Raw genomic sequence first — 25686 nt, 5'->3', positions numbered from 1 at the left:
ATGGATCTGCTCAAATCGTTCATTTCGCTGCTGGCGCTGATCAACCCGATCGGCGCGTTGCCGTTTTTCCTGAGCCTGACGGCGCAGCAGTCGGACATCGAGCGGCGCCGCACGATCCGGATCGCGTCGGTGTCGGTGTTCTGCGTGATGACGGTGACGACGCTGCTCGGGCAGCAGATCATCGACTTCTTCGGCATTTCGGTCGGCTCCCTTGAAGTGGGCGGCGGGATCATCATGTTGCTGATGGCGATCAACATGCTGAACGCGCAGATCGGCAACACGCGATCGACGCCGGAGGAGCGCCACGAGGCCGAGCTGAAGGACAACATCGCGGTCGTGCCGCTGGCGATTCCGCTGCTCACGGGCCCCGGCTCGATCAGCACGGCGATCGTCTATGCGGCGAACTCGCATCACTGGTATGAGCGAGCCGGGCTCGTCGCGATCGGCGCGGTCCTGGCTCTGCTGTGTTTCTTCGCGATGCGGCTTGCCGAGCCGATCGCGAACTGGATCGGCCGCACCGGCATCAACATCGCCACGCGGCTGATGGGTCTGATGCTGTCGGCGCTGGCGGTGGAATTCATCGTCAATGGACTGAGGGCGCTACTGCCTGCACTGAGATGAAAACTTCGATTGCGATTGTGGATTATGGGATGGGCAACCTGCGCTCGGTTGCGCAGGCGCTCAAGAAGGCCGAACCGGCCGCCGACGTGGCGATCGTCGATACGCCGGCCGCGATTCGCGCGGCCGACCGCGTCGTGCTGCCCGGCCAGGGCGCGATGCCCGACTGCATGCGCTGCCTCGGCGAGTCGGGGCTGCAGGAGGCCGTGATCGAGGCGTCGCGCACGAAGCCGCTGCTCGGCGTGTGCGTCGGCGAGCAGATGCTGTTCGACTGGAGCGCGGAAGGCGACACGAAGGGCCTCGGCCTGTTGCCCGGCAAGGTCGTGCGTTTCGAGCTCGAAGGCCGCCTGCAGGACGACGGCTCGCGCTTCAAGGTGCCGCAGATGGGCTGGAACCGCGTGCACCAGTCGCAGCCGCACCCGCTGTGGGATGGCGTGCCCGACGACGCATATTTCTACTTCGTGCACAGTTATTACGTGAGCCCGGACAACCCGGCGCACACGGTCGGCGAAACGGTATACGGCGCGCCGTTTACGTCCGCGGTCGCGCGGGACAACCTCTTCGCGACCCAATTCCACCCCGAGAAAAGCGCGGAGGTCGGGTTGCGTCTGTATCGCAACTTCGTACACTGGAAGCCGTAAACGTGGTGTGCGAGCCACAGTCGACCGGGCCGAACGGCCCGTCGCGCGGGGCTTGCCCGCTTAAGCGCCGAAAGAGTTGTACTAAACTAGCGAGACGGCGCGGCACCGGTTTGGCCGGTACGCGCCGGATTCTTTTCATTTTCCACGACGACACCCGATTGCTATGTTGCTGATTCCGGCCATCGATCTCAAAGACGGTCAGTGTGTGCGCCTCAAACAGGGCGATATGGACCAGGCCACGATTTTCTCCGAGGACCCGGCGGCGATGGCCCGCAAGTGGGTCGATCTCGGCGCCCGGCGGCTCCATCTCGTCGACCTGAACGGCGCATTCGCCGGCAAGCCGAAGAATCTCGAAGCGATCGAAGCGATCCTCGACGAAGTCGGCGACGAAATCCCCGTACAGCTCGGCGGCGGCATCCGCAGCCTCGAAACGATCGAGAAGTATCTCGACGCCGGCCTGTCCTACGTGATCATCGGCACTGCCGCCGTGAAGAACCCCGGCTTCCTGCAGGACGCGTGCACCGCGTTCTCCGGCAACATCATCGTCGGGCTGGACGCGAAGGACGGCAAGGTCGCGACCGACGGCTGGAGCAAGCTGACCGGCCACGAAGTGATCGATCTCGCGCGCAAGTTCGAGGACTACGGCGTCGAATCGATCGTCTACACGGACATCGGCCGCGACGGGATGCTGCAGGGCATCAACATCGAGGCGACCGTGAAGCTCGCGCAGGCGGTCGGCATTCCGGTGATCGCCAGCGGCGGCCTGTCGAACCTCACGGACATAGAGAACCTCTGCGAAGTGGAAGAGCATGGCGTCGAAGGCGTGATCTGCGGCCGTGCGATCTACTCCGGCGATCTCGATTTCGCGGCCGCGCAAAAGCGCGCGGACGAACTGAACGGCGAACTCGACAACGCGTAACCGCGGTTGTTCCGTTTGCCGGAGCTGCCCGCGGGCGGCTCCACCGGAAGCCTCGCGCGAGGCTTCCGTAACCGGCCGTCCCAGCGCGGCATTTGGCGCAACATCATGGCTCTAGCTAAACGCATCATCCCCTGCCTGGACGTGACTGCCGGGCGTGTCGTCAAGGGCGTCAATTTCGTCGAACTGCGCGATGCCGGCGACCCCGTCGAAATCGCGCGCCGCTACGACGAACAAGGCGCCGACGAACTGACCTTCCTCGACATCACCGCGACGTCCGACCAGCGCGACCTGATTCTGCCGATCATCGAAGCCGTCGCGTCGCAGGTCTTCATTCCGCTGACCGTCGGCGGCGGCGTGCGCGCCGTCGAGGACGTGCGGCGCCTGTTGAACGCCGGTGCGGACAAGGTCAGCATGAATTCGTCGGCGGTCGCGAACCCGCAGCTCGTGCGCGACGCGGCCGACAAGTACGGCTCGCAGTGCATCGTCGTCGCGATCGACGCGAAGCGCGTGTCGGCCGACGGCGAGGCGCCGCGCTGGGAAGTGTTCACGCACGGCGGCCGCAAGGGCACGGGCCTCGACGCGATCGAATGGGCGCGCAAGATGGCCGAGCTCGGCGCGGGCGAGATCCTGCTCACGAGCATGGACCGCGACGGCACGAAGTCCGGTTTCGACCTCGCGCTCACGCGCGGCGTGTCGGACGCGGTGCCGGTCCCGGTGATCGCATCGGGCGGCGTGGGCTCGCTGCAGGACCTCGCGGACGGCATCAAGGACGGCCGCGCCGACGCAGTGCTGGCCGCGAGCATCTTCCACTACGGCGAGCACACGGTTGGCGAGGCGAAGCGCTTCATGGCCGACCAGGGCATTCCGGTGAGGCTGTGATGAATACGGAAACGAAATCCCTGCCCGCGTGGCTCGACAAGGTCCGCTGGGACGACAACGGCCTCGTGCCGGTGATCGCGCAGGAAGCGTCGACGAACGACGTGCTGATGTTCGCGTGGATGAACCGCGAGGCACTGGCGAAGACGATCGAGACGCAGCGCGCGGTCTACTATTCGCGTTCGCGCAAGCGCCTGTGGTTCAAGGGCGAGGAGTCGGGCCACGTGCAGCACGTGCACGAGGTGCGGCTCGACTGCGACGAGGACGTCGTGCTGCTGAAGGTCGAGCAGGTGTCGGGCATCGCATGCCACACCGGCCGGCATTCGTGCTTCTTCCAGAAATTCGAAGGCACCGTGGACAGCGGCGACTGGGTCGCGGTCGATCCGGTGCTGAAAGACCCCGAACACATCTACAAATGACGCAATCGACCGAAGACACGCTGCTGCGCCTCGCGGCCGTGATCGATAGCCGCAAGGGCGGCGACCCCGAACAATCGTACGTATCGCGCCTGTTTCACAAGGGCGACGACGCGGTGCTGAAGAAGATCGGCGAAGAGGCGACCGAAGTCGTGCTGGCCGCGAAGGACGTGCGCCAGGGCGGCGCGCCGACGGCGCTGGTCGGCGAGGTGGCCGACCTGTGGTTCCATTGCCTGGTGATGCTGTCGCATTTCGACCTGAGCCCGGCCGACGTGATCGCCGAACTCGAGCGCCGCGAAGGTCTGTCGGGCATCGAGGAAAAGGCGCTGCGCAAGCGTCGCGAGCGCGAGGAAAACGGCGGGTGACGACGCGCGGCCTGCCGCGCCGACGACAGTGCGGTAAGCTGTAAGAATTGTCATCTAACGGGGGTAGCATCATGACCGATACGCCGAGCCAGTTTCCGACACCGTCGGTGCCGGGCGCAGCGGACGCCGAGCGACTGGCAGGTCTGCGCACGCTGACGCACGTGCTGTACGGCCTCTACGCGATTCATTGGCTGACGGGCGGCGTCACCGGGATCATCGCGATCATCATCAACTACGTGAAGCGCGGCGACGTGGCCGGCACGCCGTACGCCGACCATTTCGAGTGGCAGATCCGCACGTTCTGGCGCGCGCTGATCGCCTACGTGATCGGCTTCGCGCTGATGTTCGTGGTGGTGGGATTCGTGATCATGTTTGTCACGTGGATTTGGACGCTGTACCGTATCATCAAAGGTTGGCTGTACCTGAACGACAACAAGACGCTCGATCCGCAGGCCTGGTTCTGACCGGCGCACGGGCGTTTCGCAGGAGCAACATGAGTCACGATCCGAATTGCCTGTTCTGCAAGATCGCGGCGGGCGAGATCCCGAGCACGAAGGTGCACGAGGACGACGAATTCGTCGCGTTCCGCGACATCCGCCCGGCGGCCGAGACGCACGTGCTCGTCATTCCGCGCCGGCATGTGCCGACGCTGTCGGCGGCGAGCGAGGCCGACGCGCCGATGCTCGGCCGGCTGATGCTGCTGGTCGCCCGTCTGGCCGACCAGCTCGGCGTTGCATACACGGGAGGCGAAACCGGTTTTCGCACGGTGATCAACACGGGCCCCGGCGGCGGGCAGGAGGTCTACCACCTGCACGCGCACATCCTGGCCGGCCCGCGCCCGTGGCTGCGGATGGGTTGACGTGGCGGGGCGTTTCCCCGCATCGATAGTCGAAGCCGGCGTGCCGCCGGCGATTTGCGCCGCGACGCGGCGTGGTTGAGGAGAGGTTTCATCATGGGTGGATTGAGCATTTGGCACTGGCTGATCGTGCTGCTGATCGTCGCGCTGGTTTTCGGTACGAAGAAGCTGCGCAACATCGGCAACGACCTCGGCAGCGCCGTGAAGGGTTTCAAGGACGGCATGAAGGAAGGCGAGACACCGGCGGATGCGCAGCAACTGCCGCGTTCGGGTTCGGTCGACGTCAACGCGAAGGAAACGACGCGTTCCGACTCGAACAAGGCGTAACGCCGGCACGCTGACAGGCATTCGCGATGCTGGATCTCGGTCTTTCGAAGATGGCGCTGATCGGCGTCGTCGCGCTCGTGGTGCTCGGCCCCGAGCGCCTGCCGCGCGTCGCGCGTACGGCCGGCGCATTGTTCGGCCGCGCGCAGCGGTACATCAACGACGTGAAGGCCGAGGTCTCGCGCGAAATCGAACTCGACGCGCTGCGGACGATGAAGACCGATTTCGAGTCGGCCGCGCGCAATGTCGAGACGACGATTCACGACAACCTGCGCGAGCACGAGAAGGAACTGAACGACACGTGGAACTCCGCGGTCGGCGGTCCTAACGAAGGCTCGGTCGATGCCGGCACGTACGGCTCGGACACGCCCGCGGCGCCGTCGTGGCGGGGCAGCATGGCCGCGCTCGCGCCGAAGCGTCGCAACTGGCGTGTGAAACAGGCGGCGACGCCTGTCTGGTACAAGCGCGCGACGACCCGCCGCACGCACGTGCAGTCGGGCGCCGCGCGTGTCGCGCGCCATCAGCCGGCCAGCCTGCGCCGGCCGACGCGCTTCTTCTGAGCCGAGCGCATGCTCGCTCGTCAATCCTACCGAGGGCCGGTGTGAGCGACCCCCAGCAGAATCCGGGCGACGCCCCGGAAGAAACCTTCATTTCCCATCTCGTCGAGCTTCGCGATCGCATCATTCGCGCGGGGCTGGCCGTGATCGTCGTGTTCCTCGGGCTCGTGTACTGGGCGCCCGACATTTTCCGGCTGCTCGCGCGGCCGCTGATGGAGAACCTGCCGAAGGGCGGCAGGATGATCGTGACCGACGTCACCGGCTCGTTCTTCGTGCCGATGAAGGTCACGATGCTCGTCGCGCTCGTGATCGCGCTGCCGATCGTGCTGTACCAGATCTGGGCGTTCGTCGCGCCGGGCCTGTATCAGCACGAGAAGAAGCTCGTCGCGCCGCTCGTCGGCAGCAGCTACGTCCTGTTCCTGTGCGGGATGGCGTTCGCATACTTCCTCGTGTTCCCGACGATCTTCCGTGTGATGGCGCACTACAACGCGCCGCTCGGCGCGGAGATGTCGACCGACATCGACAACTACCTGAGCTTCGTGCTCGGGATGTTCATCGCGTTCGGGGTCACGTTCGAGGTGCCGATCGTCGTCGTGCTGCTCGTCCGGATGGGCGTGCTGACGCTGAAGAAGCTGAAGGAGATGCGGCCGTACGTGATTGTCGGCGCGTTCGTCGTCGCGGCGGTCGTCACGCCGCCGGACGTGTTCTCGCAGCTGATGCTCGCGCTGCCGCTCGTCGTGCTGTTCGAAATCGGGCTGCTGGCCGCGCGATTCTTCGTGCCGAAGCCGACGGAAGAACCCGAGGCCGAGGACGGCGCCGCGAGTTGATGAAACGCGGCGCGCGGCGCCCGGCATGAGGGGCGCCGTCGATGCGGCACTTCGACGACGTTGAATCCGGGCGCGCGACCGGGCGGTGCAGGCGGCGGGTGAACGCAGCTCCGTCACCGTGACGAAGGATCTTCGAAGCAAAACAAAAGGGCAGCCGATCAGGCTGCCCTTTTGCATTTCCATCCTTGGCCGGCAAGCGGCGCCCGCCGATACACCGCCCGCCGCCCGCCGGATGTCACTCGCTGTCGCTGTCCTGTTCGTCGAGCGTCTGCTTCGGCGGCGGCGGGCGCTTGCCGATCACCACGCTCACGTCGAACTCCTTGCCCTTGCGCACGACGTGCACCTTGGTCGGCGTGCCCGGCTTGATCTGCGCGACGGTGTTCAGCAACTTCGTCGTGTCGGTGATGTCGTCGCCGTTCACGCTCACGAGGATGTCGCCCGGCTTGATGCCGGCCTTGTCGGCCGGACCACCCTGCAGCACGCCTGCGACGATCGCGCCCGACTTCTGCTGGAGCCCGAACGACTCGGCGATTTCCGGCGTGACGTCCTGCGGCTCGACACCGATCCAGCCGCGCGTGACCGAGCCCGTCGTGATGATGCTTTCGAGCACGGTGCGCGCGGTCGACACGGGGATCGCGAAGCCGATGCCGAGCGAGCCGCCCGAGCGCGAGTAGATCGCCGTGTTGATGCCGAGCAGGTTGCCGTTCACGTCGACCAGCGCGCCGCCCGAGTTGCCGGGGTTGATCGGCGCGTCCGTCTGGATGAAGTTTTCGAACGTGTTGATGCCGAGATGGTTGCGGCCGAGCGCGCTGATGATCCCCATCGTGACCGTCTGGCCGACGCCGAACGGGTTGCCGATCGCGAGCACGACGTCGCCGACCCGCGACTGGTCGGAACGGCCGAGCGTGATCGTCGGCAGGTTCGTCATGTTGATCTTCAGCACGGCGAGATCGGTTTCGGGGTCGCTGCCGATCACCTTCGCGGTGCCCGTGCGGCCGTCGGCGAGCGCGACTTCGATCTGGTCGGCGCCGTCCACGACGTGCTGGTTCGTTAGAATGTAACCTTCAGGGCTCACGATAACGCCGGAGCCGAGGTTGGCGGCAGGTTCGTCCTGCTGCTTGCGGGCGTTGCGGTCGCCGAAGAAGTAGCGGAACAGCGGATCCTTCGCGCGCGGGTCGGGCGGCAGCGAGCCGTCCTTGCTGGAGAAGACGTTGACGACGGCGGGCATCGCCTTTTGCGCGGCCTCCGCGTATGACGTGGTCGCCGGTGCACCGCCGATGCCCGGCGCGACTTCCCGCAGCGCGACGATCGGCGTGGCGAGCTGCTTGCCGAGCTGTCCTTGCCGTTGCAGCCATTGCGGCTTGAGCGTCACGACGATGAACATCAGCGCGAGCAGTACGGTCACCGCCTGCGCGAAGAACAGCCAGAAGCGTCTAAGCATCTGAATGGATTAGAGGTTTATATGGATCGGATCGAACTTGAATTGTACTTGAACAATACCCTTGAAACCGCGCGCTTCAAGGACTATTGCCCGAATGGCCTCCAGGTCGAGGGGCGTCGCAAGATCGAGAAGATCGCCACCGGCGTGACGGCGTCGCTCGCGTTCCTCGAAGCCGCGCTCGAATGGGGGGCGGATGCGGTGCTCGTCCATCACGGCTATTTCTGGCGCAACGAGGCGCCGCAGATCACGGGCCGCAAGTACCGGCGCCTGAAGCTGCTGCTCGCGAACGACCTGAACCTGTTCGCGTTCCACCTGCCGCTCGACGCGCATCCCGAGTTCGGCAACAACGCTCAGCTCGGCGAGAAGCTCGGACTGATCGGCGAACAGCGTTTCGGCGACGGCGACCTCGGCTGGATGGCCACGCTGCCGATGCCAGTCACGCTCGAGCACTTCGTCGCGAAGGTAGAGCGCACGCTCGGCCGCACGCCGCTCGTGCTCGGCGATCCGGAGATGCAGCTGCGCCGCATCGCGTGGTGCACGGGTGCCGCGCAGAGCTATTTCGATGCCGCGATCGACGCTGGCGCCGACGTGTTCCTGACCGGCGAAGTATCGGAACCCGTCACGCACGCGTCGGCCGAGAGCGGCGTCGCGTTCGTTGCGGCAGGGCACCATGCGACCGAACGCTACGGAATCCAGGCGCTTGGCGCCCACTTGTCCGAAGAATTCGATATCGAACACCTTTTTATCGATATTCATAATCCGGTCTGAGCGACGGATTTGCGGCGGCGCATCGAAATTTCACAATGTAGCATCCGCTTAAAAGTGAAATGATTTAATCGCTCCGATAGTGGGGGGAAACCCTTAACTATCAACTACTTCGAAGGGATTTTCATCTCCGGGCCTTGTAAATGGCGACTCCATTCGCGCAAACTAGCGGCGGAATGAAAAGTCGTGACGGAAAATCCAACTCAGAAGTGGGGCGTGTGATGCGAGACAAGGAAGAGAAACGCGTCGACAGCGGCCGCCGTACCTGGCTGATTGCGACATCCGTAGCAGGTGGCGTGGGAGGCGTAGCCACCGTCATACCTTTCGCGGCGTCGCTTGCGCCGTCCGCGAAAGCGAAAGCGGCCGGAGCCCCGGTCGAGGTCGACATCAGCGGCCTGAAGCCCGGCGAGATGGTCACCGTGCCGTGGCGCGGCAAGCCGGTCTGGATCCTGAACCGCACCGACGACATGCTCGCCGACGTCGTCAAGGCCGACAAGGAAGTGGCCGATCCGACCTCGAAATCCCCGTATTCGATGCCGTTGCCCGCGTATTGCGCGAACGAATATCGCGCGCGGGCCGATCGCAAGAACATTCTCGTCGTGATGGCCGTGTGTACGCACCTCGGCTGCACGCCCAGCCAACGCTTCACGCCGGGTCCGCAGCCGAACCTGCCGGACGACTGGCCGGGCGGTTTCCTGTGCCCGTGCCACGGTTCGACCTACGACCTCGCCGGCCGCGTGTTCAAGAACAAGCCGGCGCCTCAGAATCTCGATATCCCGCCCTACATGTTCACGTCGGCGACGACCCTCGTGATCGGCAAGGACGAGAAAGGAGAAGCGTGATGGCCGACAACAAGGAAGTCTCCACGACAGGTCTCACCGGCTGGATCGACCAGCGCTTCCCGCTCACGTCCACCTGGAAGAAGCACGTTTCCGAGTACTACGCGCCGAAGAACTTCAACTTCTGGTACTTCTTCGGCTCCCTCGCGCTGCTCGTGCTCGTCAACCAGATCGTCACGGGCATCTTCCTGACGATGAACTACAAGCCCGACTCGATGCTCGCATTCGCGTCGGTCGAGTACATCATGCGCGAGGTGCCGTGGGGCTGGCTGATCCGCTACATGCACTCGACCGGTGCATCGATGTTCTTCGTCGTCGTGTACCTGCACATGTTCCGCGGGCTGATGTACGGGTCGTACCGCAAGCCACGCGAGCTCGTGTGGATCTTCGGTTGTGCGATCTTCCTGTGCCTGATGGCCGAGGCGTTCTTCGGCTACCTGCTGCCGTGGGGCCAGATGTCGTTCTGGGGCGCGCAGGTGATCGTGAACCTGTTCTCGGCGATCCCGTTCGTCGGCCCGGACCTGTCGTTGTGGATCCGCGGCGACTATGTCGTGTCCGACGTCACGCTGAACCGCTTCTTCGCGTTCCACGTGATCGCGATTCCGCTCGTGCTGGTCGGCCTCGTGATCGCGCACCTCGTCGCGTTGCACGAAGTGGGGTCGAATAACCCGGACGGCATCGAGATCAAGGCGAAGAAGGACGCGAACGGCATTCCGCTCGACGGCATCCCGTTCCATCCGTACTACTCGGTGCACGATTTCTTCGGTGTCTGCGTGTTCCTGATGGTGTTCGCGCTGATCGTGTTCTTCTCGCCGGAGATGGGCGGGTACTTCCTCGAGTCGAACAACTTCGTCCCGGCGAACCCGCTGCAGACGCCGCCGGAGATCGCGCCGGTCTGGTACTTCACAGCGTTCTACGCGATGCTGCGCGCCACCACCGACCCGTTCAAGATCGTGCTGATGATCGTGATCGCGCTGCTCGGCGTGCTCGCGCTGATCCGCGCGCGCGGCAAGTGGAAGGTCGGCCTGCCCGTGTTGGCCGCGGCGATCGTCGTGTTCATGTTCCTGACGGAATCGAAGTTCTGGGGCGTCGTCGTGATGGGTTCCGCGGTGATTACGCTGTTCTTCCTGCCGTGGCTCGACCGTAGCCCGGTGAAGTCGATCCGCTACCGGCCGTTGTTCCACAAAGTGTTCCTCGGGATCTTCGTCGCGGCGTTCCTGACCCTCGCGTTCCTCGGCACACGGCCGCCATCGCCGGCCGCGACGCTGATCGCGCAGGGCTGCGCGCTGATCTACTTTGCGTTCTTCCTCGGCATGCCCGTCTGGACACCGCTTGGCACGTTCAAGCAGCCGCCGGAACGGGTGCGCTTCAAGCCCCATTAACGTGAGCGAGGAGAGAACGACATGAAGAAACTGCTTTCGACGCTCGCACTGATCGGGGCAACGGCCGTGGCGCTGCTGGCGGCGCCGGCCGTGCGCGCGGAAGGTAATTTTCCGCTCGACCGGGCGCCCGATAACACGGAAAATCTCGTTTCGCTTCAGCACGGCGCGCAATTGTTTGTAAACTATTGCCTGAACTGCCACAGCGCGAACCTGATGCGCTACAACCGTCTGACGGATCTGGGCATATCCCAGAAGGAGATCGAAACGAATCTCCTGTTCACGACCGACAAGGTCGGGAATACGATGTCCGTCGCGATGCGGCCCGAAGACGCGAAGAACTGGCTCGGCACCTCGCCGCCCGACCTGTCGGTCGAGGAGCGGGCGCGCGGCCGCGACTGGCTCTACACGTACCTGCGGAGTTTCTACCGCGACGATACGCGGCCGAGCGGCTGGAACAACGCGGTGTTCGAGAACGTCGGCATGCCCCATGTATTGTGGCAACTGCAGGGGCAGCGCACTGCCAAATTCGAAGACAAGACGGACGAGGAGACGGGCGAGAAGGTCCACAAGCTCGTCGGCTTCCAGCAGGTCACGCCGGGGACGTTGTCGTCGCCGGACTATGATGCTGCGGTGGCCGACCTGGTGGCCTATATGACATGGATGTCCGAGCCGGCCCAGCAGACCCGCAAGCGCCTCGGCGTGTGGGTGCTGGTCTTTCTCGGTGTCCTGACTTTCCTGGCCTGGCGGCTCAATGCCGCGTACTGGAAAGATATCAAGTAAACACGCCTGACCGGCGTGGGGCCGGCGCAAGGCGGAACCCGTGAAAGGGGTTGCGCCGCGTGTCGGCCCTCGGCTTTTTTGAGGAAACGCAAATATGATGGTTCTGTATTCCGGCACAACTTGCCCGTTCTCCCAGCGTTGCCGGCTGGTGCTGTTCGAGAAGGGCATGGATTTCGAGATCCGTGACGTCGACCTGTTCAACAAGCCGGAAGACATCTCGGTGATGAACCCGTACGGTCAGGTGCCGATTCTGGTCGAGCGCGACCTGATTCTGTACGAATCGAACATCATCAACGAATACATCGACGAGCGCTTCCCGCACCCGCAACTGATGCCGGCCGACCCGGTGCAGCGCGCACGTGCACGCCTGTTCCTGCTCAACTTCGAGAAGGAGCTGTTCGTTCACGTCAGCACGCTCGAGAACGAAAAGGGCAAGGCCGCGGAGAAGAACCACGAGAAGGCACGCCTCGCGATCCGCGATCGCCTGACGCAGCTCGCGCCGATCTTCGTGAAGAACAAGTACATGCTCGGCGAGGAGTTCTCGATGCTCGACGTCGCGATCGCGCCGCTCTTGTGGCGTCTGGATCACTACGGCATCGAGCTGTCGAAGAACGCTGCGCCGCTGATGAAGTACGCCGAGCGGATCTTCAGCCGTCCGGCCTATATCGAAGCACTGACGCCGTCCGAAAAGGTCATGCGTCGTTGATGGTGCAATGAGTGCATGACGGAGCGGGCGGCGCGGCGTGCCGCGTGCCCGCTCCGGGTTCGAGGATTGTGATGCAAGAGATTTCAACGAAACCTTATCTGCTGCGCGCGTTGTACGAGTGGTGCACCGATAACGGTTACACGCCGCATATCGCGGTGAGGGTCGACAACTCGACGCGCGTGCCGCGTCAGTTCGTGCGTGACGGCGAGATCGTGCTCAACATCAGCTTCGAGGCGACGAGCCAGCTGCAGATGGGTAACGAGTGGATCGAGTTCACCGCCCGGTTCTCCGGGAAGGCGCACAAGATCGAGATTCCGGTGGCCAACGTGCTCGCGATCTATGCGCGGGAGAATGGGCAGGGGATGGCGTTCCAGGTCGATGCGGTCGCGGGCGAGGGCGCGGATTCGGGCGCGTTCGAAGACGATGCCGCGCAGGCGGAAGATGCGCCGCGTGACGAGTCGCCTGCCGTGTTGACGCCTGTCGTCGATGACGGGGCGAACGAGGAGCCGTCCGAAGGCGCCGACGAACCGCCGAAAACCGACGGCGACGGCTCGAAAGGCGGCAGACCTCGCCTCAAGATCGTGAAATGAGGTAGAATCTCGCGCTTACGCCGGCTTAGCTCATCTGGTAGAGCAGTTGATTTGTAATCATCAGGTGGCGGGTTCGAGTCCTGCAGCCGGCACCAGTACCCATGCGGGTTCCAGAGATGGGACCCGCATTTTTTTTGTTCTACAAACCGGGGCGTGTTCTACAAACCGAGTACGTGGCGCTCCCCGGCTGGTGTCTAAAAACCCTCCAAACTGATAAAAACGAGGAAGACATGGCATTAAGGTTTACGCTCCAGCCCTTCGGGGCGGCTCGATTAGGGGATGTGCTGCTCCAATCGCTTTCGGAACCGATCTGGGCCGAATTCAGAGCCTCGGTTGCTTTCGTCAAGCGGTCTGGTACGAAACACGTGGTCGATTCGCTTCGAGCTTTCGCGCAACGGGGAGGCGCGATTCGAATGTCGGCTGGTATAGATGCCGGCGGAACTTCGCGCGAGGGCCTTGAGGACCTACTTTCTGCAATTGGCGCGACCGGCCAGCTTTACGTGTTCAAGAACGCCAATAGTTCAACATTCCACCCAAAGGTCTATCTGTTTAAGCATCAGTTAGCGGCTCGGCTACTGATCGGATCTGGCAATTTGACCGAGGGAGGTTTGTACACGAACTACGAGGCGGGCGTTGTCATTGAGCTAGACCTTCGGTTAGACGAAGACCGCGCGTTTTTACACGAAGTCGAGACGGCGCTGGACGCTTGGAGTACCCCCGCCACTGGCAACTGCATATTGTTAGATGGTGTTCTGCTGAACCGGCTGGCGTCAGAAGGATGGGTGCCCGACGAAGCTTACACTAGCGGTGGCAATCAAAATTTCTCCAGCGGTTCAGCGGGCCCAGGCAATCCCCTTTTCACCAGCATTCCCGTGCCACATGCTCCGGTGATAGCACCGAGCGGCAACGCTAATCCCGGAGCGCAGTACCAGGGCGGATTCGCTACTCCTGCTACCGCGGTCGGCAATCCCGCTGGATATCCCGTGCCAGGAGCGGTGACCGCGCAACATCGGATTTTTCTTATGACCCTGCAAAACACCGACGTCGGCGTCGGGCAGACTAATCCGAACACGCAGCGGCGATCGGCTGAGGTGTTTGTTCCGCTGGTCTGTCGTGATTACGATCCGGCGTTTTGGGGATGGCCAAACCTCTTTGTGGCAGATCCCAGCTACACGGGAGCACGCGACGCACAGGGGCGAGGGAAAATGGATCGCACAGGTGTCCGGTTAAACGTTAATGGAAACATTGTTGCTGTAACCATTTGGTATAACTCGGACAAGAGAGATATGCGCATTAGGAGTGAAGATCTTCGCAGCGCCGGGGCGGTTGGAGACATCCTTTACGTGGAGGCAAGCTCCAACCCTTCTTACGACTACTATGTCAACGTTATTCCGCAAGGAACAACGCAACATGGAGCTTATCTAGCCATGTGCGTTAATACCGTGCGGAATTCGTTAAAGCGTTGGGCGTATTTATAATTAATTTGGTCGCCGAAATGCTAGAATTTCTTCTGACTCCATTGCGTTATTTTTGAAAATGTCTCGCGATACGAGCATTTCCATGGGGAGCGATGGGGCAATTTCAAAATTCAGCGTTTCGGCGATTTGTGACAAAAGCTTCGCGGTACATATATCTACTCGCTGACCGCCGGCAATCGTGTGATTGTTTCCAACCACTACGAATGCGACCCCGCCGGGTTTAAGTAACTTTTGGATTCCCTCCAGCACTTCACGCATGTCAAAGAAGTATTTCGATAGCAGGGCGGGAAGGTTCTTTCGACGAAAGCCCGCGCCGGTGCCTTCGTTCAGAGTTTCAATGCTATTGATCAATGCTCGAACATCTGAAGGCAAAATTCCACCCATCTCTACGAATTGAGACCACTGTTCGCGTTTAAGGCGCTCGGTGATTTCACGATTCCCGATCATTTTCTGATCCCGCGTTCGGTGTTCGGGTCTCGGCAGAAGGCCCAAGTAGCAGAGACTAAGTCGATCGGTATCGAGATATGGGAGCGCGGTCGCGTAGGGCGGAGAGGTAATTACTGTGTCGACCTTGCCTTGATACATTTCCCATGTTGTCGCACACTTGCGCGCATCACCCTCGCCGATGCTAAATGTGTATGAATTTTCTGTTTTCGGACGTTGATAAAGAAATGCCAATACAGCGCGAATTGAGCGGCCAAGTTCTTCGAGAAATGCGCGCTTAGGATCAATTTCAACGTCGAGCCGAATTTCCTTGCGAACCCTTAGATCGGCGTCCTTTTGCCAAGATACTGAACGTAGGATATTGCTCAGCGATACCCACATCAGATCGCGAGCGGGCTTGTATTTCACGTCAGATATGCGTCGCGCTATATCGTCAAGGCCCGTTAAGACATCTTGTGCAAACCAATCCTCTAAATATTCTTGGTCCTCCGATGGCAATGATCGGAAATAGTCTAGGCTCTTTGTTGCACGTACCTCTGGTTGGAGCAGGCTATCGCGCACATTTTGATACGCGATTCGAAGATTTTCTGGATCGGCGGAGAGGAGTTCGCATTTAGTCCTGCTCAAAAAGACCGACAAAGGATTCATATCAAGCCCGAGCGCTCGACATCCTGCGAGAGACGCTTCGACTGCTGTCGTTCCGCTTCCGCTCATCGGATCGGCGACGATTCCGCCAGCGGGTGTATTGGAAATGTTTATTAGAGAGCGCACCAATTGAGGGAAGAATTTCCCCCGGTACTCGTGTATGCCGTGTGTACCGTATCGAAGGCAGCGACGATTCGGAAGAGGTACAAATTCACCAAAGGGGAGTGATTTTTCAAGCGTTGCAAGATCAATGCCGTTTCGGACGACATTTACTGTTGCCTCGCGCAGAGATTGGAGCGTAGTAATCGAATCCTGTTTATAAGTAACGGTTTCCCAATACGCGAGTCGTTCTGCCAACGATTCCATCGTTTCAGTCGTGGTTACGACAAAATTCCCACTGTCTCCCTCCGTTCCATCTAGGTACGTCGGCTCCGCGTTTGACAAAGCTCTAAGCTCTTGCAGGGCAAGCTCTCGCTCAAACGGCTGAATGTAATCTTTAATTTTGCATTGCAGTCGATTCACGACGCGCCTCCACAATTCTCTAGAATCAAAATCTTCTCGGTCTTTATTTTCCCGATCGACGGGTTGAAAGATTTTTTGGTCGATTGCAAAGTTCTATTGATTCTTGCGACTTCCGAGAAGCCGGCGATCCTGCCGGCTTGCGAAATTATTTCTGCATTATCAATTCGTTCGCCCTTTAGGGTGGAGTCACCGACTACGAAACAGGCGTATCCGTTCTTTTTTAATTTGTCGCGTAACCACGTCATAATTCCTTCAAACTCAAGCTTGAAGGTGTCAGCAGTGGCCGCATTTTTTCCGTTGCTACTGTATTTCCGATGGCTGCCGATCTCCTCTTTCTTGAATCGAGGTTGATCCATGCCGAGCCAAAGCATCCGCGTCATGTGGTAAAGGTGATAGCTAAATGCGTTTGGGTAGGGCGGTGAGCAAACCATCAAATCGATTGGTGGGATCTCAGGGGTGTCCAATAGAGTAGACTCGACCACTGCACAACGAAAGCGCGGCTCGACAAGATCGGAGTACTCGGATGCTGCTCGGACAGACACATCAAGAGCACGCGCAAATTTTCTAAATACCTCTCCTGAACTCAAACCCTTCTCGCGCCGCACGTACCGCGTGTCGGAGTCTTGCTTTGACACTGCCACGACGATGGAGGAAAACGAGGTGAGTGCAAGCGTTCGGGCTGGCTCGGTCGGCAAGCAGCGACACCGAGCTAAGCACTCGGCAAGTTCTTCAATCACAAACGGCTCAAACCAGAACGAAAGCGTTTCGCCTTCCGGTCTCCATGCCGACGACACAAATTTCTCGGTTGGAAATAGCTGGCCATCGCCACCGAGAGCAAGTGCATCCCCCGCAGTGCGCATGTCCGTAGCCAATTGCCTCAGTGCAAGGGCGTCACTCTCCGATATCGCGGTTGTCTTGGCCCGGCTCATGAGGCACGCAAGCGGATTTGCATCAATTCCGACCGCATGACGCTTGAGTGTGAGCGCCTCAACGAGAGTGGTTCCGCTGCCGCAGAAGATGTCGGCTACAGTGTCCCCTACGCTAGACAGCTCTTGAATCAGAGCATTCGGGATCTGCGGAATGAACTTGGCCGGGTACGGGTGGATCCCGTGGGTGAGGTACCCGGTTTTTGCTCCAGCGAAATCCCAGTCAATGGCCTTCAACCGCTCAGCGTATGTAGACGACGCCTTGGTTTCGGCTGCCTGCGGACCGCTCAGGGTCGATTGGGCGAGTGCGATAACGGACCGCGCTTGGTCTCGAGTGAACAGCCGCCACCCGTGCCGATCTCTGCCAGGTTCGGCGACCACACCGGAGCGAAGCCAACGGAGAAGCGTGTCCTTGTGGATTCCAGCCTGTCGAGCGACCTCGGCGGTAGACAGTTGGTCCCGTTCAGCTTTCATCGTATACATATAGGTGCATATAGTTGCCGTATGGTACCTAAAAAGTCAGAGGGCACCAAGGCCGATCGATCGCAAGCCGCCCACAACTCCGGCGTCTAGGTGTATCGTGTGTGACAGTCGCGCGAAGATTTGGTGATTCGCAGACGACTATGCATAGGCGGCGCTCGAACGCCGGGGCGCTGCTTGGACTCTCAGCCTTGTGGAGTGTTTATGAACTTCAAGATAAGTGGACATCATCTCGACGTTACGCCTGCGCTGCGCGAATACGTGACTACAAAGCTTGAAAGAGTCTTGCGGCATTTCGAACAAGTTATCGACGCCACCGTATTGCTGTCAGTCGATAACCATAAGCAATCCAATCAAAGAGCCGAAATCAATCTCCACGTTAAGGGCCGCGATATTTTTGTTGAGAGCGCTGATAGTGATCTGTACGCCGCTATTGACCTGTTAATTGACAAACTTGACCGGCAGGTCGTCCGACATAAGGATCGCTTGCAAGATCACCACCATGACGGGATTAAATACCGTCCCGAGAACTTGCCGCCTACCGAGTGGAGTGACGAGGCGCCGCCGGCCTCGCAATGAGTCGGCAATTCTCTAACGGGTCGGGGTGATCTTCGCCCCGCGCCTACGTACGTAATGTTCCGTCATCGATACACTTCCATGGCCAAGCAATGACTGCGCTCCCCTTATGTCGCTAGTACTCTCCTTGTCGGTACCAGCTTTCGCCCGTAGATCGCGAAACTGAAATTCGCTTTTGGGAATGCCAGCCGCGTCGCGTGCCCGATCAAACCTGAATCGCAACGCCGAGCGCCCCAACGGCTTGCCCTGTTCATCAACAATCAACCGAGTTGAGCGCGGGTTATGTGCGGTTTTTCGTATCGCCAATCGGTCAAGGAGAGCGGCGAGTTCTCCAACAACCTCAATCCGTAGCCGCGCCCCGGTCTTGTTCTGTCGGATCGAAATAACTCCATCGCGCACATCGCGCTCGTCCATCTTCAACACGTCCCCCGGACGCTGCCCAGTCAGATAGGCCAAGTCCATCGCCTCTTGCAGCGGCAAGTCAGCCTTTTCCCAGACTGACTTGTACAAGCCATCGCCGACGTAGACGTCCCGGCCCGTTTCGCGATGCTTTCGGACCCCGATGCACGGGTTCGGACGGTCGGTCGCCCCCCACTCTCTAGCCTTGTTGAAGATGTGCGAGAACAAGGCGATCTCGCGATTGGCCGAGACGGGTGACGCCTTGCGCCAGTCCAGATACTTTCGAATATGAATGGGCTTGATCTCGTCCAGAGGAGCCGGCGGAGAATCGAAAAACGCGTACAACTTCTCTAGTTGCAGTAAGTTGGTTCGCCGTGTCTCGACCGCCTTACTCGGCAAGACATCGACCAGATAGCGCTCAGCGACGTTCCGAAACGTAACCAGTGCCCGTGCCGTCCTGTTGCCTTGCTCAAGGTCGGCGTACAGACGCAGAGCTTCGACAAAATCACCGCCAAGCGCTTTCCATCGACGTGGCTTGCCACCCATGTCGTAGTAATAGTATGTCTTGCCGCGCGACGTCTGCTTCAGTCGCATGCGCGGCGGCAAATGTAGGTTCTTTGTTGGCTTGCGTCCCACCGATCACACTCCAAGAACAGCAGGGTTCCAACCTGAGCGGGCACCGCTTTCCGCGCGACCTGCAATACTTGTGCGTCCCTCGATTACAGACCTAGCAACGATGGCGCGCCCGCAAGCATTGATGAAGAACGGTACGCCCATTCGACGGAGAGCTTCCACTTGTTTGGACTTGACTTTTCTTCCAGTAAGTACTGCTAATTCAATTGGAGACAAAAACATGTCTGTCACTTCAAGCCTCCCTTGTTGATAACCAGAAGCAACCAAGCTCCTCGTTCCAGTATGTCTGGCAACGATCGAGCGTTGCCCCCACCTTGCTTGCGGCATCGAATGCAGTCTTGATCGCTCCGACGACATCGTTGGAAATCAGGTGAGCAATCGGGTGCAGCGCCGGTACGTCCACGCCTCGACTCGTCCAGTAACGCTTTTCGTTAAGAGCGTGTTCCGCGAAATCCTTGGTGATGTACTTGCTGAGATACGATGCCAGCTTGTGCCGAAGACCTTTCTCTCTGAATGGATTCCGGACATCGATGTTTCCGTTGTCCTCTCCGACGATGCTTCTCCATATCGATCGCAACACTCGATAGTTCTGTCGCCCTTTCACCGCGACATGCAGATGCCACGCGCCGCGCTTCTGACGCTCAGCAACCGCGACATACTGAAAATTCTGAACCTTTCCAAGCCGTCTCCGCAGCGCGTCGAAATCCTTCTTCAGCCTCACCTTATCCACCATGTTTTCCCTGTAGGTCAGCGTGATCATCCGATCCGCACCGATCGCCTTGCAACGAAGGCGCACTTGCTGCTTCGCGCGCTTCGCGGCATCCATGAGGTTTTGTTCGGTATTCTCAGATTCGCCGCGCTTGGCGCGTGGGAGCCCGCTTAGCTGTTGCGCACCCATGTATCGATCAAACCGCGTCGCCGTAACCTCGACTTGTCCATCACCGAAATTGCGCCCACGAACTACCCACTCCCGGCGAAACGCCGAAAAATCACCTATACTCGCGTCGTGCATTGCAAATAGCCCTTGTAATGCTGTTGTACGAGCCTCGCACCGTTGCAGCGGTCGGGGCTTTTTTATTGCCTTAATCGCTCAGCGGCAAGTCGACTGGCGTCACGTGACACTTTCGAACCTCAAGCAGCCAGGCTACAGCCTCAGCAACGACAGTTGAATCGAACTCATCCTTAACACCCACCCACTCGAACCAACCACCATCGGATGCTCCGGCCAAGTGAAGATCAAAGGACGCGCGCTCTTGCAAACTGGCATGGTAGAAAAACTGCCGCGCACTGAACTCAAAATCCCGCGGGTCTTCAACAATGTTGCTTTCCGCCGAGAACACAAAGACAGTCTTGCAGCCACTTGCGTGGGCAAACGTCGCGAACTTCACAAACAACTCTTCTTGACCGCATTCGAGGCAGGGCCGTGTTCCGTCGCGCATCAAATCCTCCTTACGTTAAGTGTCCCTGATATAAATCTAGGCGCGCTTCGCGCGCCCGGCTGTCCTCGCTTATCGCTGCGGGCAGGCGGCCGCACGAAGCACTGTCTGCCGCTATACGCCGCACATTGTTCTGCATGGGTTGCGCCGTCCCCTGGCCGTCACAACCCATTCAGAAGCGTCGGGTGATGTAGCCCGTGTAAAGGCCGCGCCGCTACGCGGTCGGCTACGCCGAGCCTTGACACAGGCGCAGGCCATCACCGCTCCGATACGTGCATGTCAGATCTCGGGCGTGCTTAGATACGCGAGACCTGCAACACCAGCACAATGTCGGAGCGCGAAGCCGACACGATGCGCCCGTCCATGAACGACGGCAGCCAGCGAATGCCGCTGCTCACGGTCGAGTCCTTGCCCTGGCTTAGTCCGCCCATCACCACGACCTCGCCGTCCTGAAGCGTCATGCTGGTTTCGGACTTACGTGTGTTCTTCGTCGGCGAATTGTTGACGCCGGTACTGGTCTTTTGAAAGTCCGAAATCTCGAGCGTGACATCGGTGTCAATGACGCTGTCCTTTACTGTCGGCACCACGTCGAAGATCACCCCAGCATCCTCGTACGTCACTGATTGCACCGGCGCACCGCTCGAAGTCGGATACGACACCGAGCCGATCACCGGTACCGACTGACCGACGTTCAGCCGTCCATGCTTGCCCGACGCGACTCGCAGGTTCGGCGATGTGACCACGTGAAAGCGGCTGTCCGAGTCGAGTGCCGCGATCGCTGCGTCAAGGAACCCCGTATGCAGCCGCAGCGCGTTCGCATTCTGGTCCACCGTGCCCGCACCGAGCGAGATGCCGAACCGTCCGCCCAGAATGCTTGCCGCAAGCTGGAAGCCGTTCGTGCGATCGTTCTCCGTCGAGACCTCGTACACCCATGCCCGGATCGCTACCTCGCCCGTCTTCGTGTCCACCTGCGGCAGCACCGACTTCAGCGTCGCGATCTCCTTGGCCGAACCGAGGAACACCATCGTGTCCGACGACTGATCTACCATTGCCGCCGCTGATGTAGGCGGTGCGTCCGAATGCGAGCGCGCACCCGCACTCGCTGCAACCGTCCGATTCATCGTGAACTGCCCGTTAAAGAGCGGTTGTACGAGCCGCGCAAGATAGTCCGCAGTCCGGTACTTCGGCACATACACGTACACCTGCTTCTCCTGCTCCTTCTGCTCGTCATCTTTGCGCTTGAATACGTAATCGACACCGTTCTTTGTCACGACCCCGAACCCGAGGGACGCCAGGAAATCGCTCAACACCTCGCGAATGTCGCCCTTGGTTCGGTCGAACCGGAACGATACCGTTCGCGTGTCGGCAAGCACCTCAGGGGCAATCACGTACTGTGACTGGAGCATGTCCGCATACACCAGGTCGATTACCTGCGCGACATTCACGAAGCGAAGATCGGCCGACTTTGCGTTGCCCATCTTCAGCGGTACAAGCGGGGGCGCGGCCAAGGAATCCGACGACACTCCGCCAGGCGACGGTACAGACAGCGACGGCGGAAGCGGTGGCAGACTCGGCATCGAGGAGGGCGCATGCGACTCAGCCGCCCCGGCCGCGCACGACACCAGCGCAATAACCGCAGCCCACCTCATTTGGTCACTCCACTAAGACTGCTTGGCACCGCTTCACCCGCGCCAGCCGTTGGCTTCGTCCCGGAAAATGTCGAGACCTGCTCGCCATCGACCGTGCCGACCCGCACCACGCCGGTGTTTTGGAACATTGATGGGCTTTCCATCCGCAGGCGTCCCGCACCGTCAGCCAGCACGACCCACGACCGCCCCGGTGCGGTATAGCCGCCGACGATTCGCCAGTGATCCGAAAACGACGGCTTTGAGCCGCCGCCAGAGACACCAGACGGCGCATGCGATACGGCAGCACTGGTTATCGAAGCCGAGACGGGCGCTGCTGCCGTCGTGCCATGAGCGGCCCTATGGAAGAACGACCACAGGAACCGCACCGACACAATCGGCATCACCAGCATCACGCCAACGATTAGCCACAACCGCTTATTGCGCAGCACGTTCTGTCGCTTGTCGACCACTGCCTCCTTGCCACCCACGCCCGCATAGCTTTTGTACAGCGGGAAAATCTCCTTGCTGTACTTGCGCACGTAGGTGCCGAGGCGCGTCTTGCTGTTCTGCTTCCAGCCCTCGTACTGCTCGACGCGATAGCCGGACGATAGCCCGAGTGATTTGAGCTTGTGCATGCGGAACGACAGTTCCACGACCGGCTTTACTTTGCGATGCAGGTCGCCAATGTCCTGCACCATCAACACCACGTCACAGGCAACGCCGGTAGCCGGATGCGTGAAGTGCCGGTGCATGCGGAAGAACGCCATGTGCTCCTCGGAGATCTTCTTGTCCGACGCCCACAGCTTCCACGCCTCATCGACCACCAGCAGATCGCCAGGCTGCACAAAACCCGGCGTGACGGTCGCCCCCTCCGCTGACTCCTGCTCGACCGGAAAAAACGCTGGCTTGATGATGTCATCGGTGCGCACGTGCACCACTGCACCAAAATGCGAGCCATCACCGCGCCCCTTGTTGACCAGGAACTCATGAATGCGCTCCTCGTTGATGCCGTCCACGTTGGTCACGACCCGACGCCCGCTGGCGATCGCATCGAGCAGCGGACCCTGCACGACCTCATACGACTTGCCCGAGCCCATCACGCCGCAATACGCATTGATCGCCATCGTGTCACCCGATGATCGGCAAACGGCGGATGATGAATCGCGTCACATATGCCGACACAATCAGAGGTGCGCCGTAGCTGAACGCGCACAGGTCAAGGAAATACCAAACGTCGTTGCCGATCGAGCCGAACGCGCCCGCAAGCGACGCTGCTGACGGCAGCACATTCGCCGACTGCAACAGCGACACCGCCTCGGTCACAAAGAAATACAACGCGAAATACAGGAAGAACTTCGCGATCACCGAACGCAGCAGGAAACCGAGCGCGACGTTGGCCGCTGATACCAGAATCGCAAACATGCCGCCTCCTTACGCGCGCAGCACGATAAACAGCGCAGCCAGCGTGAACATCGCGGCAAACGCCGTATACATCGCCGTGCGATTCGATTCCGCCAGATTGCACTGCGCCGACAGCGTGAACGAATGTCCCAGTACCGTAAACGACGGCTCTGGACAGACCGCATTGTGCGCAGGCACCGCCCACTGTTTCAGGTCGGGCAGCAGGTTCAAGAGCGGCGAAAGGATCATCGAAATGGTCGGTGTGGACTCCAGCGTCGGCGATTGCGCGCCCGGATCAGCGCCAAGATCCACGGAAACCTTATTGACCACGTTGACGTTCGGTGTGTTGACCACATTGACGTTAGTCCCGTTACCCACGCTCGGACTGCTCCCCGGATTGGGCGCAGATGCATCTGCTGGCTGCACGGTCGGGCTAATAGTCACGGTCGAAACACCCGGATCAGTCGCAGGGCGGAACAGGTCGCCGATGTTCGGCACGGCAGTTGGATTAGCCTCCGCCCAAGGCTGGACATCGTTCGCCGTAAGCGGCTGCGTTACCGAGTACGGCAAACCTTGATAACCAGGCTGATTCGCAGCCTGCTGCCACGTCTGATTCGTGAGCCGCGCGAGCGTATTGGCATCGAGTGGCTGGGCAACCGAAGACGGCGACAGATTCGGGTAGATCTGAGACAGGTCGTTGCCGCTGATCGGCTTCACGCCCGGCCCGATCGTCCAGTTCGTCAGCGGTTGTGTACTGGACTGCATCGAGTAAATGCAATTGCCGTTGCTATCCCATGAACCACAATGGTTGTACGTCGTCGTTTGCGTCAGGGTTTGTTGCGTGCCGTCTACGTTTGGCTGCCAGAACACATTCACACTAATAATCTGATCCGCACCATTCGGCGGTGTAGACATCCCGCTTTGGGCGCCGTCCGTGGCCAAATACTGCTGGAATTGCTGAACCTGGGTGAGCGTGTTTGGGATCATCTCCATATCGCCGACGACCCAATCGAAGTTCTTTTGCCCGCTCGTCGGTGCAGCCGGAAGCGCCGAACATGGGTTACCGGGCATACACGAAGACGTGTGATACACCGGAATGCCCATCGACGCGGCCCACGTCCATGGATTCACCATGTTTCCCGCACCGGGAGCGGGCGCAGGCGTGCCCATGTACCCCGTCCCCACGCCTTGCGGGAGCGGCTGCTGGGCCGTGATCGTCTTACCATCAAATGAGCGAGACAGCGACACGCTGCCCGCATACAACGCCGATCCCGCGGCAAGGATGCCTACCCCCGCCGCGATTGTCAGCCACACCGGTGCACCCGCGAACCCTAGACCCACAGCAGCCCCCGTACTCACAACATTAAGCGCCGTCGAGACCTGCCCCATGCCGGCCAGCGTTGCCGCGATGCGCGGATCGTTTGCCGCGAACCCGCGTGCAATCGCTACGCGCGAGATGATGGCCGCCTCTGCTCGATTGATGACAAGGTTCTCGACCGGTGCAAGTAGTGCCTGCGCATGAACAACGTGCGAGCCGAACATGCAGCTCAGCGTAACGAATAGAACCGCATCCCTGACACGCATCAAGACTCCTTAAGTCCTACAACTACGGCCCATGCGCAGATCATTCCGAACACAAACATGACCAGATACCAAGCACTATTCGTATCCATGAAACCGCCTCAGTGAAAACGGGGGCCGCAGCCCCCGCGATACGTGGCCGTGCAACCTGAGACTTATGCGCCTCGGACCATGCCAATCAGGATCTTCGCGCCCTTGATGGCGATATACACCGTGATCAGGGTGGCCGCGACCGCGAGCACGCCGGTCGTGACGGTCGAGAAGTCGATTCCGCTCGTCAGGGTCGAGAAGTCGGGGCTGGTCGTGGCCGCTTGGGCTTGTGCCGCACCGGCGCACGCCGCAGCAGAACACGCGGTAAATTTCAACAGCCGTTGGAACTTTGCTTTCATGTTTGCTTTCCTTAAAAGAGCGGTCTCACCCGCGATATTGAATTCAGGCGCGCCGAAGAAAATTGACGATTGCGCCTGCTCCGTGGCTTACCAACCACAAACCAACAATGGTCGTGAACGCCACCCCCCAAAAGCCAGCCGCTACGGTGTAATCGAACGGCTGCGCTATCGAGTTTATGTACCCCGCACTATCCGGCGAGAGCACGTAAGCTTGCTGTTGTTGAACTCGGAACGCTTGCCCGCCAG

At 60.4% G+C, this 25686-nt stretch carries 31 protein-coding genes, 1 tRNA gene and 1 pseudogene; 20 read left to right on the top strand and 13 right to left on the bottom strand.

What is annotated here, in order from left to right:
- From LGM71_RS30790 to tatC, 11 genes are all read left to right on the top strand, one after another.
- Positions 1-621: a YchE family NAAT transporter gene (locus LGM71_RS30790; RefSeq protein ID WP_124904005.1), complete on the top strand. Its 621-nt coding sequence runs from the start codon at positions 1-3 to the stop codon at positions 619-621.
- The gene (hisH, locus tag LGM71_RS30785) at positions 618-1259 is read left to right on the top strand and encodes an imidazole glycerol phosphate synthase subunit HisH (RefSeq protein ID WP_059599818.1); all 642 of its coding nucleotides are present in this window, start codon (positions 618-620) and stop codon (positions 1257-1259) included. The genes LGM71_RS30790 and hisH overlap by 4 nt, the downstream gene beginning before the upstream one ends.
- 163 nt (positions 1260-1422) lie before the next feature.
- Positions 1423-2178 (top strand): 1-(5-phosphoribosyl)-5-[(5-phosphoribosylamino)methylideneamino]imidazole-4-carboxamide isomerase, encoded by a 756-nt coding sequence (gene hisA, locus LGM71_RS30780; protein ID WP_039366646.1) that lies wholly within the window; start codon positions 1423-1425, stop codon positions 2176-2178.
- Between the two features lie 105 nt (positions 2179-2283).
- Positions 2284-3057 (top strand): imidazole glycerol phosphate synthase subunit HisF, encoded by a 774-nt coding sequence (hisF, locus tag LGM71_RS30775; RefSeq protein WP_059599819.1) that lies wholly within the window; start codon positions 2284-2286, stop codon positions 3055-3057.
- Positions 3057-3473, top strand: a complete 417-nt coding sequence (gene hisI / locus LGM71_RS30770) for a phosphoribosyl-AMP cyclohydrolase (protein WP_044845954.1) — start codon at positions 3057-3059, stop codon at positions 3471-3473. The genes hisF and hisI overlap by 1 nt, the downstream gene beginning before the upstream one ends.
- Complete coding sequence (locus LGM71_RS30765; protein WP_044845953.1) at positions 3470-3835, top strand: phosphoribosyl-ATP diphosphatase; 366 nt, start codon at positions 3470-3472, stop codon at positions 3833-3835. The genes hisI and LGM71_RS30765 overlap by 4 nt, the downstream gene beginning before the upstream one ends.
- Before the next feature lie 71 nt (positions 3836-3906).
- Entirely contained in the window at positions 3907-4299 is a 393-nt protein-coding gene (locus tag LGM71_RS30760; RefSeq protein WP_059599820.1) for a DUF4870 family protein, read from the top strand.
- A 29-nt stretch (positions 4300-4328) separates the two neighbouring features.
- A complete protein-coding gene (locus LGM71_RS30755; RefSeq protein WP_044845951.1) occupies positions 4329-4694 on the top strand; it encodes a histidine triad nucleotide-binding protein in 366 nt (121 codons plus the stop codon).
- A gap of 93 nt (positions 4695-4787) precedes the next feature.
- Positions 4788-5018 carry a Sec-independent protein translocase subunit TatA gene (tatA, locus tag LGM71_RS30750; RefSeq protein WP_034183658.1) on the top strand — a complete coding sequence of 77 codons (231 nt, stop codon included), beginning with the start codon at positions 4788-4790 and terminating at the stop codon, positions 5016-5018.
- Between the two features lie 26 nt (positions 5019-5044).
- A complete protein-coding gene (tatB, locus tag LGM71_RS30745) occupies positions 5045-5575 on the top strand; it encodes a Sec-independent protein translocase protein TatB (RefSeq protein ID WP_059686471.1) in 531 nt (176 codons plus the stop codon).
- 41 nt (positions 5576-5616) lie between these two features.
- On the top strand, positions 5617-6399 hold the full coding sequence (gene tatC, locus LGM71_RS30740; protein ID WP_226118279.1) for a twin-arginine translocase subunit TatC: 783 nt from the start codon (positions 5617-5619) through the stop codon (positions 6397-6399).
- 235 nt (positions 6400-6634) lie between these two features.
- Here the strand turns inward: tatC and LGM71_RS30735 are convergent, their stop codons facing one another.
- On the bottom strand, positions 6635-7840 hold the full coding sequence (locus LGM71_RS30735; RefSeq protein ID WP_059535654.1) for a Do family serine endopeptidase: 1206 nt from the start codon (positions 7838-7840) through the stop codon (positions 6635-6637).
- Positions 7841-7861: 21 nt separating this feature from the next.
- Between LGM71_RS30735 and LGM71_RS30730 the strand changes: the two genes are divergently transcribed.
- The 8 genes from LGM71_RS30730 to LGM71_RS30695 all read left to right on the top strand — a co-directional run bounded on the left by LGM71_RS30730 (position 7862) and on the right by LGM71_RS30695 (position 14380).
- Positions 7862-8608, top strand: a complete 747-nt coding sequence (locus LGM71_RS30730; RefSeq protein ID WP_059599825.1) for a Nif3-like dinuclear metal center hexameric protein — start codon at positions 7862-7864, stop codon at positions 8606-8608.
- A 218-nt stretch (positions 8609-8826) separates the two neighbouring features.
- The gene (gene petA / locus LGM71_RS30725) at positions 8827-9447 is read left to right on the top strand and encodes a ubiquinol-cytochrome c reductase iron-sulfur subunit (RefSeq protein ID WP_059599826.1); all 621 of its coding nucleotides are present in this window, start codon (positions 8827-8829) and stop codon (positions 9445-9447) included.
- Positions 9444-10826 (top strand): cytochrome b, encoded by a 1383-nt coding sequence (locus tag LGM71_RS30720; RefSeq protein WP_108064681.1) that lies wholly within the window; start codon positions 9444-9446, stop codon positions 10824-10826. Before petA ends, LGM71_RS30720 begins: the two co-directional genes overlap by 4 nt.
- Positions 10827-10847: 21 nt before the next feature.
- Positions 10848-11606, top strand: coding sequence for a cytochrome c1 (locus LGM71_RS30715; protein WP_124628020.1), 759 nt, complete (start codon positions 10848-10850; stop codon positions 11604-11606).
- A gap of 94 nt (positions 11607-11700) precedes the next feature.
- Entirely contained in the window at positions 11701-12312 is a 612-nt protein-coding gene (locus LGM71_RS30710) for a glutathione S-transferase N-terminal domain-containing protein (RefSeq protein WP_006400565.1), read from the top strand.
- A 71-nt stretch (positions 12313-12383) separates the two neighbouring features.
- Positions 12384-12902, top strand: coding sequence for a ClpXP protease specificity-enhancing factor (locus LGM71_RS30705; protein WP_124628018.1), 519 nt, complete (start codon positions 12384-12386; stop codon positions 12900-12902).
- Positions 12903-12921: 19 nt separating this feature from the next.
- Positions 12922-12997, top strand: a tRNA-Thr gene (locus LGM71_RS30700).
- 6 nt (positions 12998-13003) lie between these two features.
- Positions 13004-14380: a phospholipase D-like domain-containing protein gene (locus LGM71_RS30695; RefSeq protein ID WP_226118277.1), complete on the top strand. Its 1377-nt coding sequence runs from the start codon at positions 13004-13006 to the stop codon at positions 14378-14380.
- On the opposite strand, the gene LGM71_RS30690 is transcribed toward LGM71_RS30695, so the two are convergent.
- The 3 genes and pseudogenes from LGM71_RS30690 to LGM71_RS33490 all read right to left on the bottom strand — a co-directional run.
- The gene (locus tag LGM71_RS30690) at positions 14381-15991 is read right to left on the bottom strand and encodes a DNA methyltransferase (protein WP_226118275.1); all 1611 of its coding nucleotides are present in this window, start codon (positions 15989-15991) and stop codon (positions 14381-14383) included. It lies immediately after the preceding gene.
- Positions 15988-17154 carry a DNA methyltransferase gene (locus LGM71_RS30685; RefSeq protein WP_226118326.1) on the bottom strand — a complete coding sequence of 389 codons (1167 nt, stop codon included), beginning with the start codon at positions 17152-17154 and terminating at the stop codon, positions 15988-15990. The genes LGM71_RS30690 and LGM71_RS30685 overlap by 4 nt, the downstream gene beginning before the upstream one ends.
- Positions 17155-17253: 99 nt before the next feature.
- Positions 17254-17391, bottom strand: a pseudogene (locus tag LGM71_RS33490) (MerR family DNA-binding transcriptional regulator); the annotation flags it as partial.
- A 210-nt stretch (positions 17392-17601) separates the two neighbouring features.
- Here LGM71_RS33490 and hpf point away from each other — a divergent pair.
- Positions 17602-17976, top strand: coding sequence for a ribosome hibernation-promoting factor, HPF/YfiA family (gene hpf / locus LGM71_RS30675; protein WP_226118273.1), 375 nt, complete (start codon positions 17602-17604; stop codon positions 17974-17976).
- 12 nt (positions 17977-17988) lie between these two features.
- Here the strand turns inward: hpf and LGM71_RS30670 are convergent, their stop codons facing one another.
- The 9 genes from LGM71_RS30670 to LGM71_RS30630 all read right to left on the bottom strand — a co-directional run bounded on the left by LGM71_RS30670 (position 17989) and on the right by LGM71_RS30630 (position 25440).
- Positions 17989-19008 carry a tyrosine-type recombinase/integrase gene (locus LGM71_RS30670; RefSeq protein ID WP_226118253.1) on the bottom strand — a complete coding sequence of 340 codons (1020 nt, stop codon included), beginning with the start codon at positions 19006-19008 and terminating at the stop codon, positions 17989-17991.
- Positions 19009-19011: 3 nt separating this feature from the next.
- Complete coding sequence (locus LGM71_RS33485) at positions 19012-19227, bottom strand: DUF4224 domain-containing protein (protein WP_226118325.1); 216 nt, start codon at positions 19225-19227, stop codon at positions 19012-19014.
- A 10-nt stretch (positions 19228-19237) separates the two neighbouring features.
- The gene (locus tag LGM71_RS30660) at positions 19238-20017 is read right to left on the bottom strand and encodes a hypothetical protein (protein WP_319000406.1); all 780 of its coding nucleotides are present in this window, start codon (positions 20015-20017) and stop codon (positions 19238-19240) included.
- Positions 20018-20087: 70 nt separating this feature from the next.
- The gene (locus LGM71_RS30655; RefSeq protein WP_226118242.1) at positions 20088-20444 is read right to left on the bottom strand and encodes a hypothetical protein; all 357 of its coding nucleotides are present in this window, start codon (positions 20442-20444) and stop codon (positions 20088-20090) included.
- Between the two features lie 293 nt (positions 20445-20737).
- Complete coding sequence (locus LGM71_RS30650) at positions 20738-21919, bottom strand: type II secretion system protein GspD (protein ID WP_226118240.1); 1182 nt, start codon at positions 21917-21919, stop codon at positions 20738-20740.
- 167 nt (positions 21920-22086) lie between these two features.
- The gene (locus tag LGM71_RS30645) at positions 22087-23193 is read right to left on the bottom strand and encodes a zonular occludens toxin domain-containing protein (protein WP_226118238.1); all 1107 of its coding nucleotides are present in this window, start codon (positions 23191-23193) and stop codon (positions 22087-22089) included.
- Between the two features lie 4 nt (positions 23194-23197).
- Entirely contained in the window at positions 23198-23491 is a 294-nt protein-coding gene (locus tag LGM71_RS30640; protein ID WP_059508890.1) for a DUF2523 family protein, read from the bottom strand.
- Between the two features lie 9 nt (positions 23492-23500).
- Positions 23501-25054, bottom strand: coding sequence for a hypothetical protein (locus LGM71_RS30635; protein ID WP_226118237.1), 1554 nt, complete (start codon positions 25052-25054; stop codon positions 23501-23503).
- A gap of 152 nt (positions 25055-25206) precedes the next feature.
- A complete protein-coding gene (locus tag LGM71_RS30630; protein WP_059508892.1) occupies positions 25207-25440 on the bottom strand; it encodes a major capsid protein in 234 nt (77 codons plus the stop codon).
- Positions 25441-25686: the final 246 nt, after the last annotated feature.

It is taken from the genome of Burkholderia sp. AU33545 (assembly GCF_020419685.1).
Classification (GTDB): Bacteria; Pseudomonadota; Gammaproteobacteria; order Burkholderiales; family Burkholderiaceae; genus Burkholderia; species Burkholderia diffusa.
Note: the sequence above shows the minus strand (reverse complement) of the source record. Positions and strands in the feature narration are given on the sequence as shown.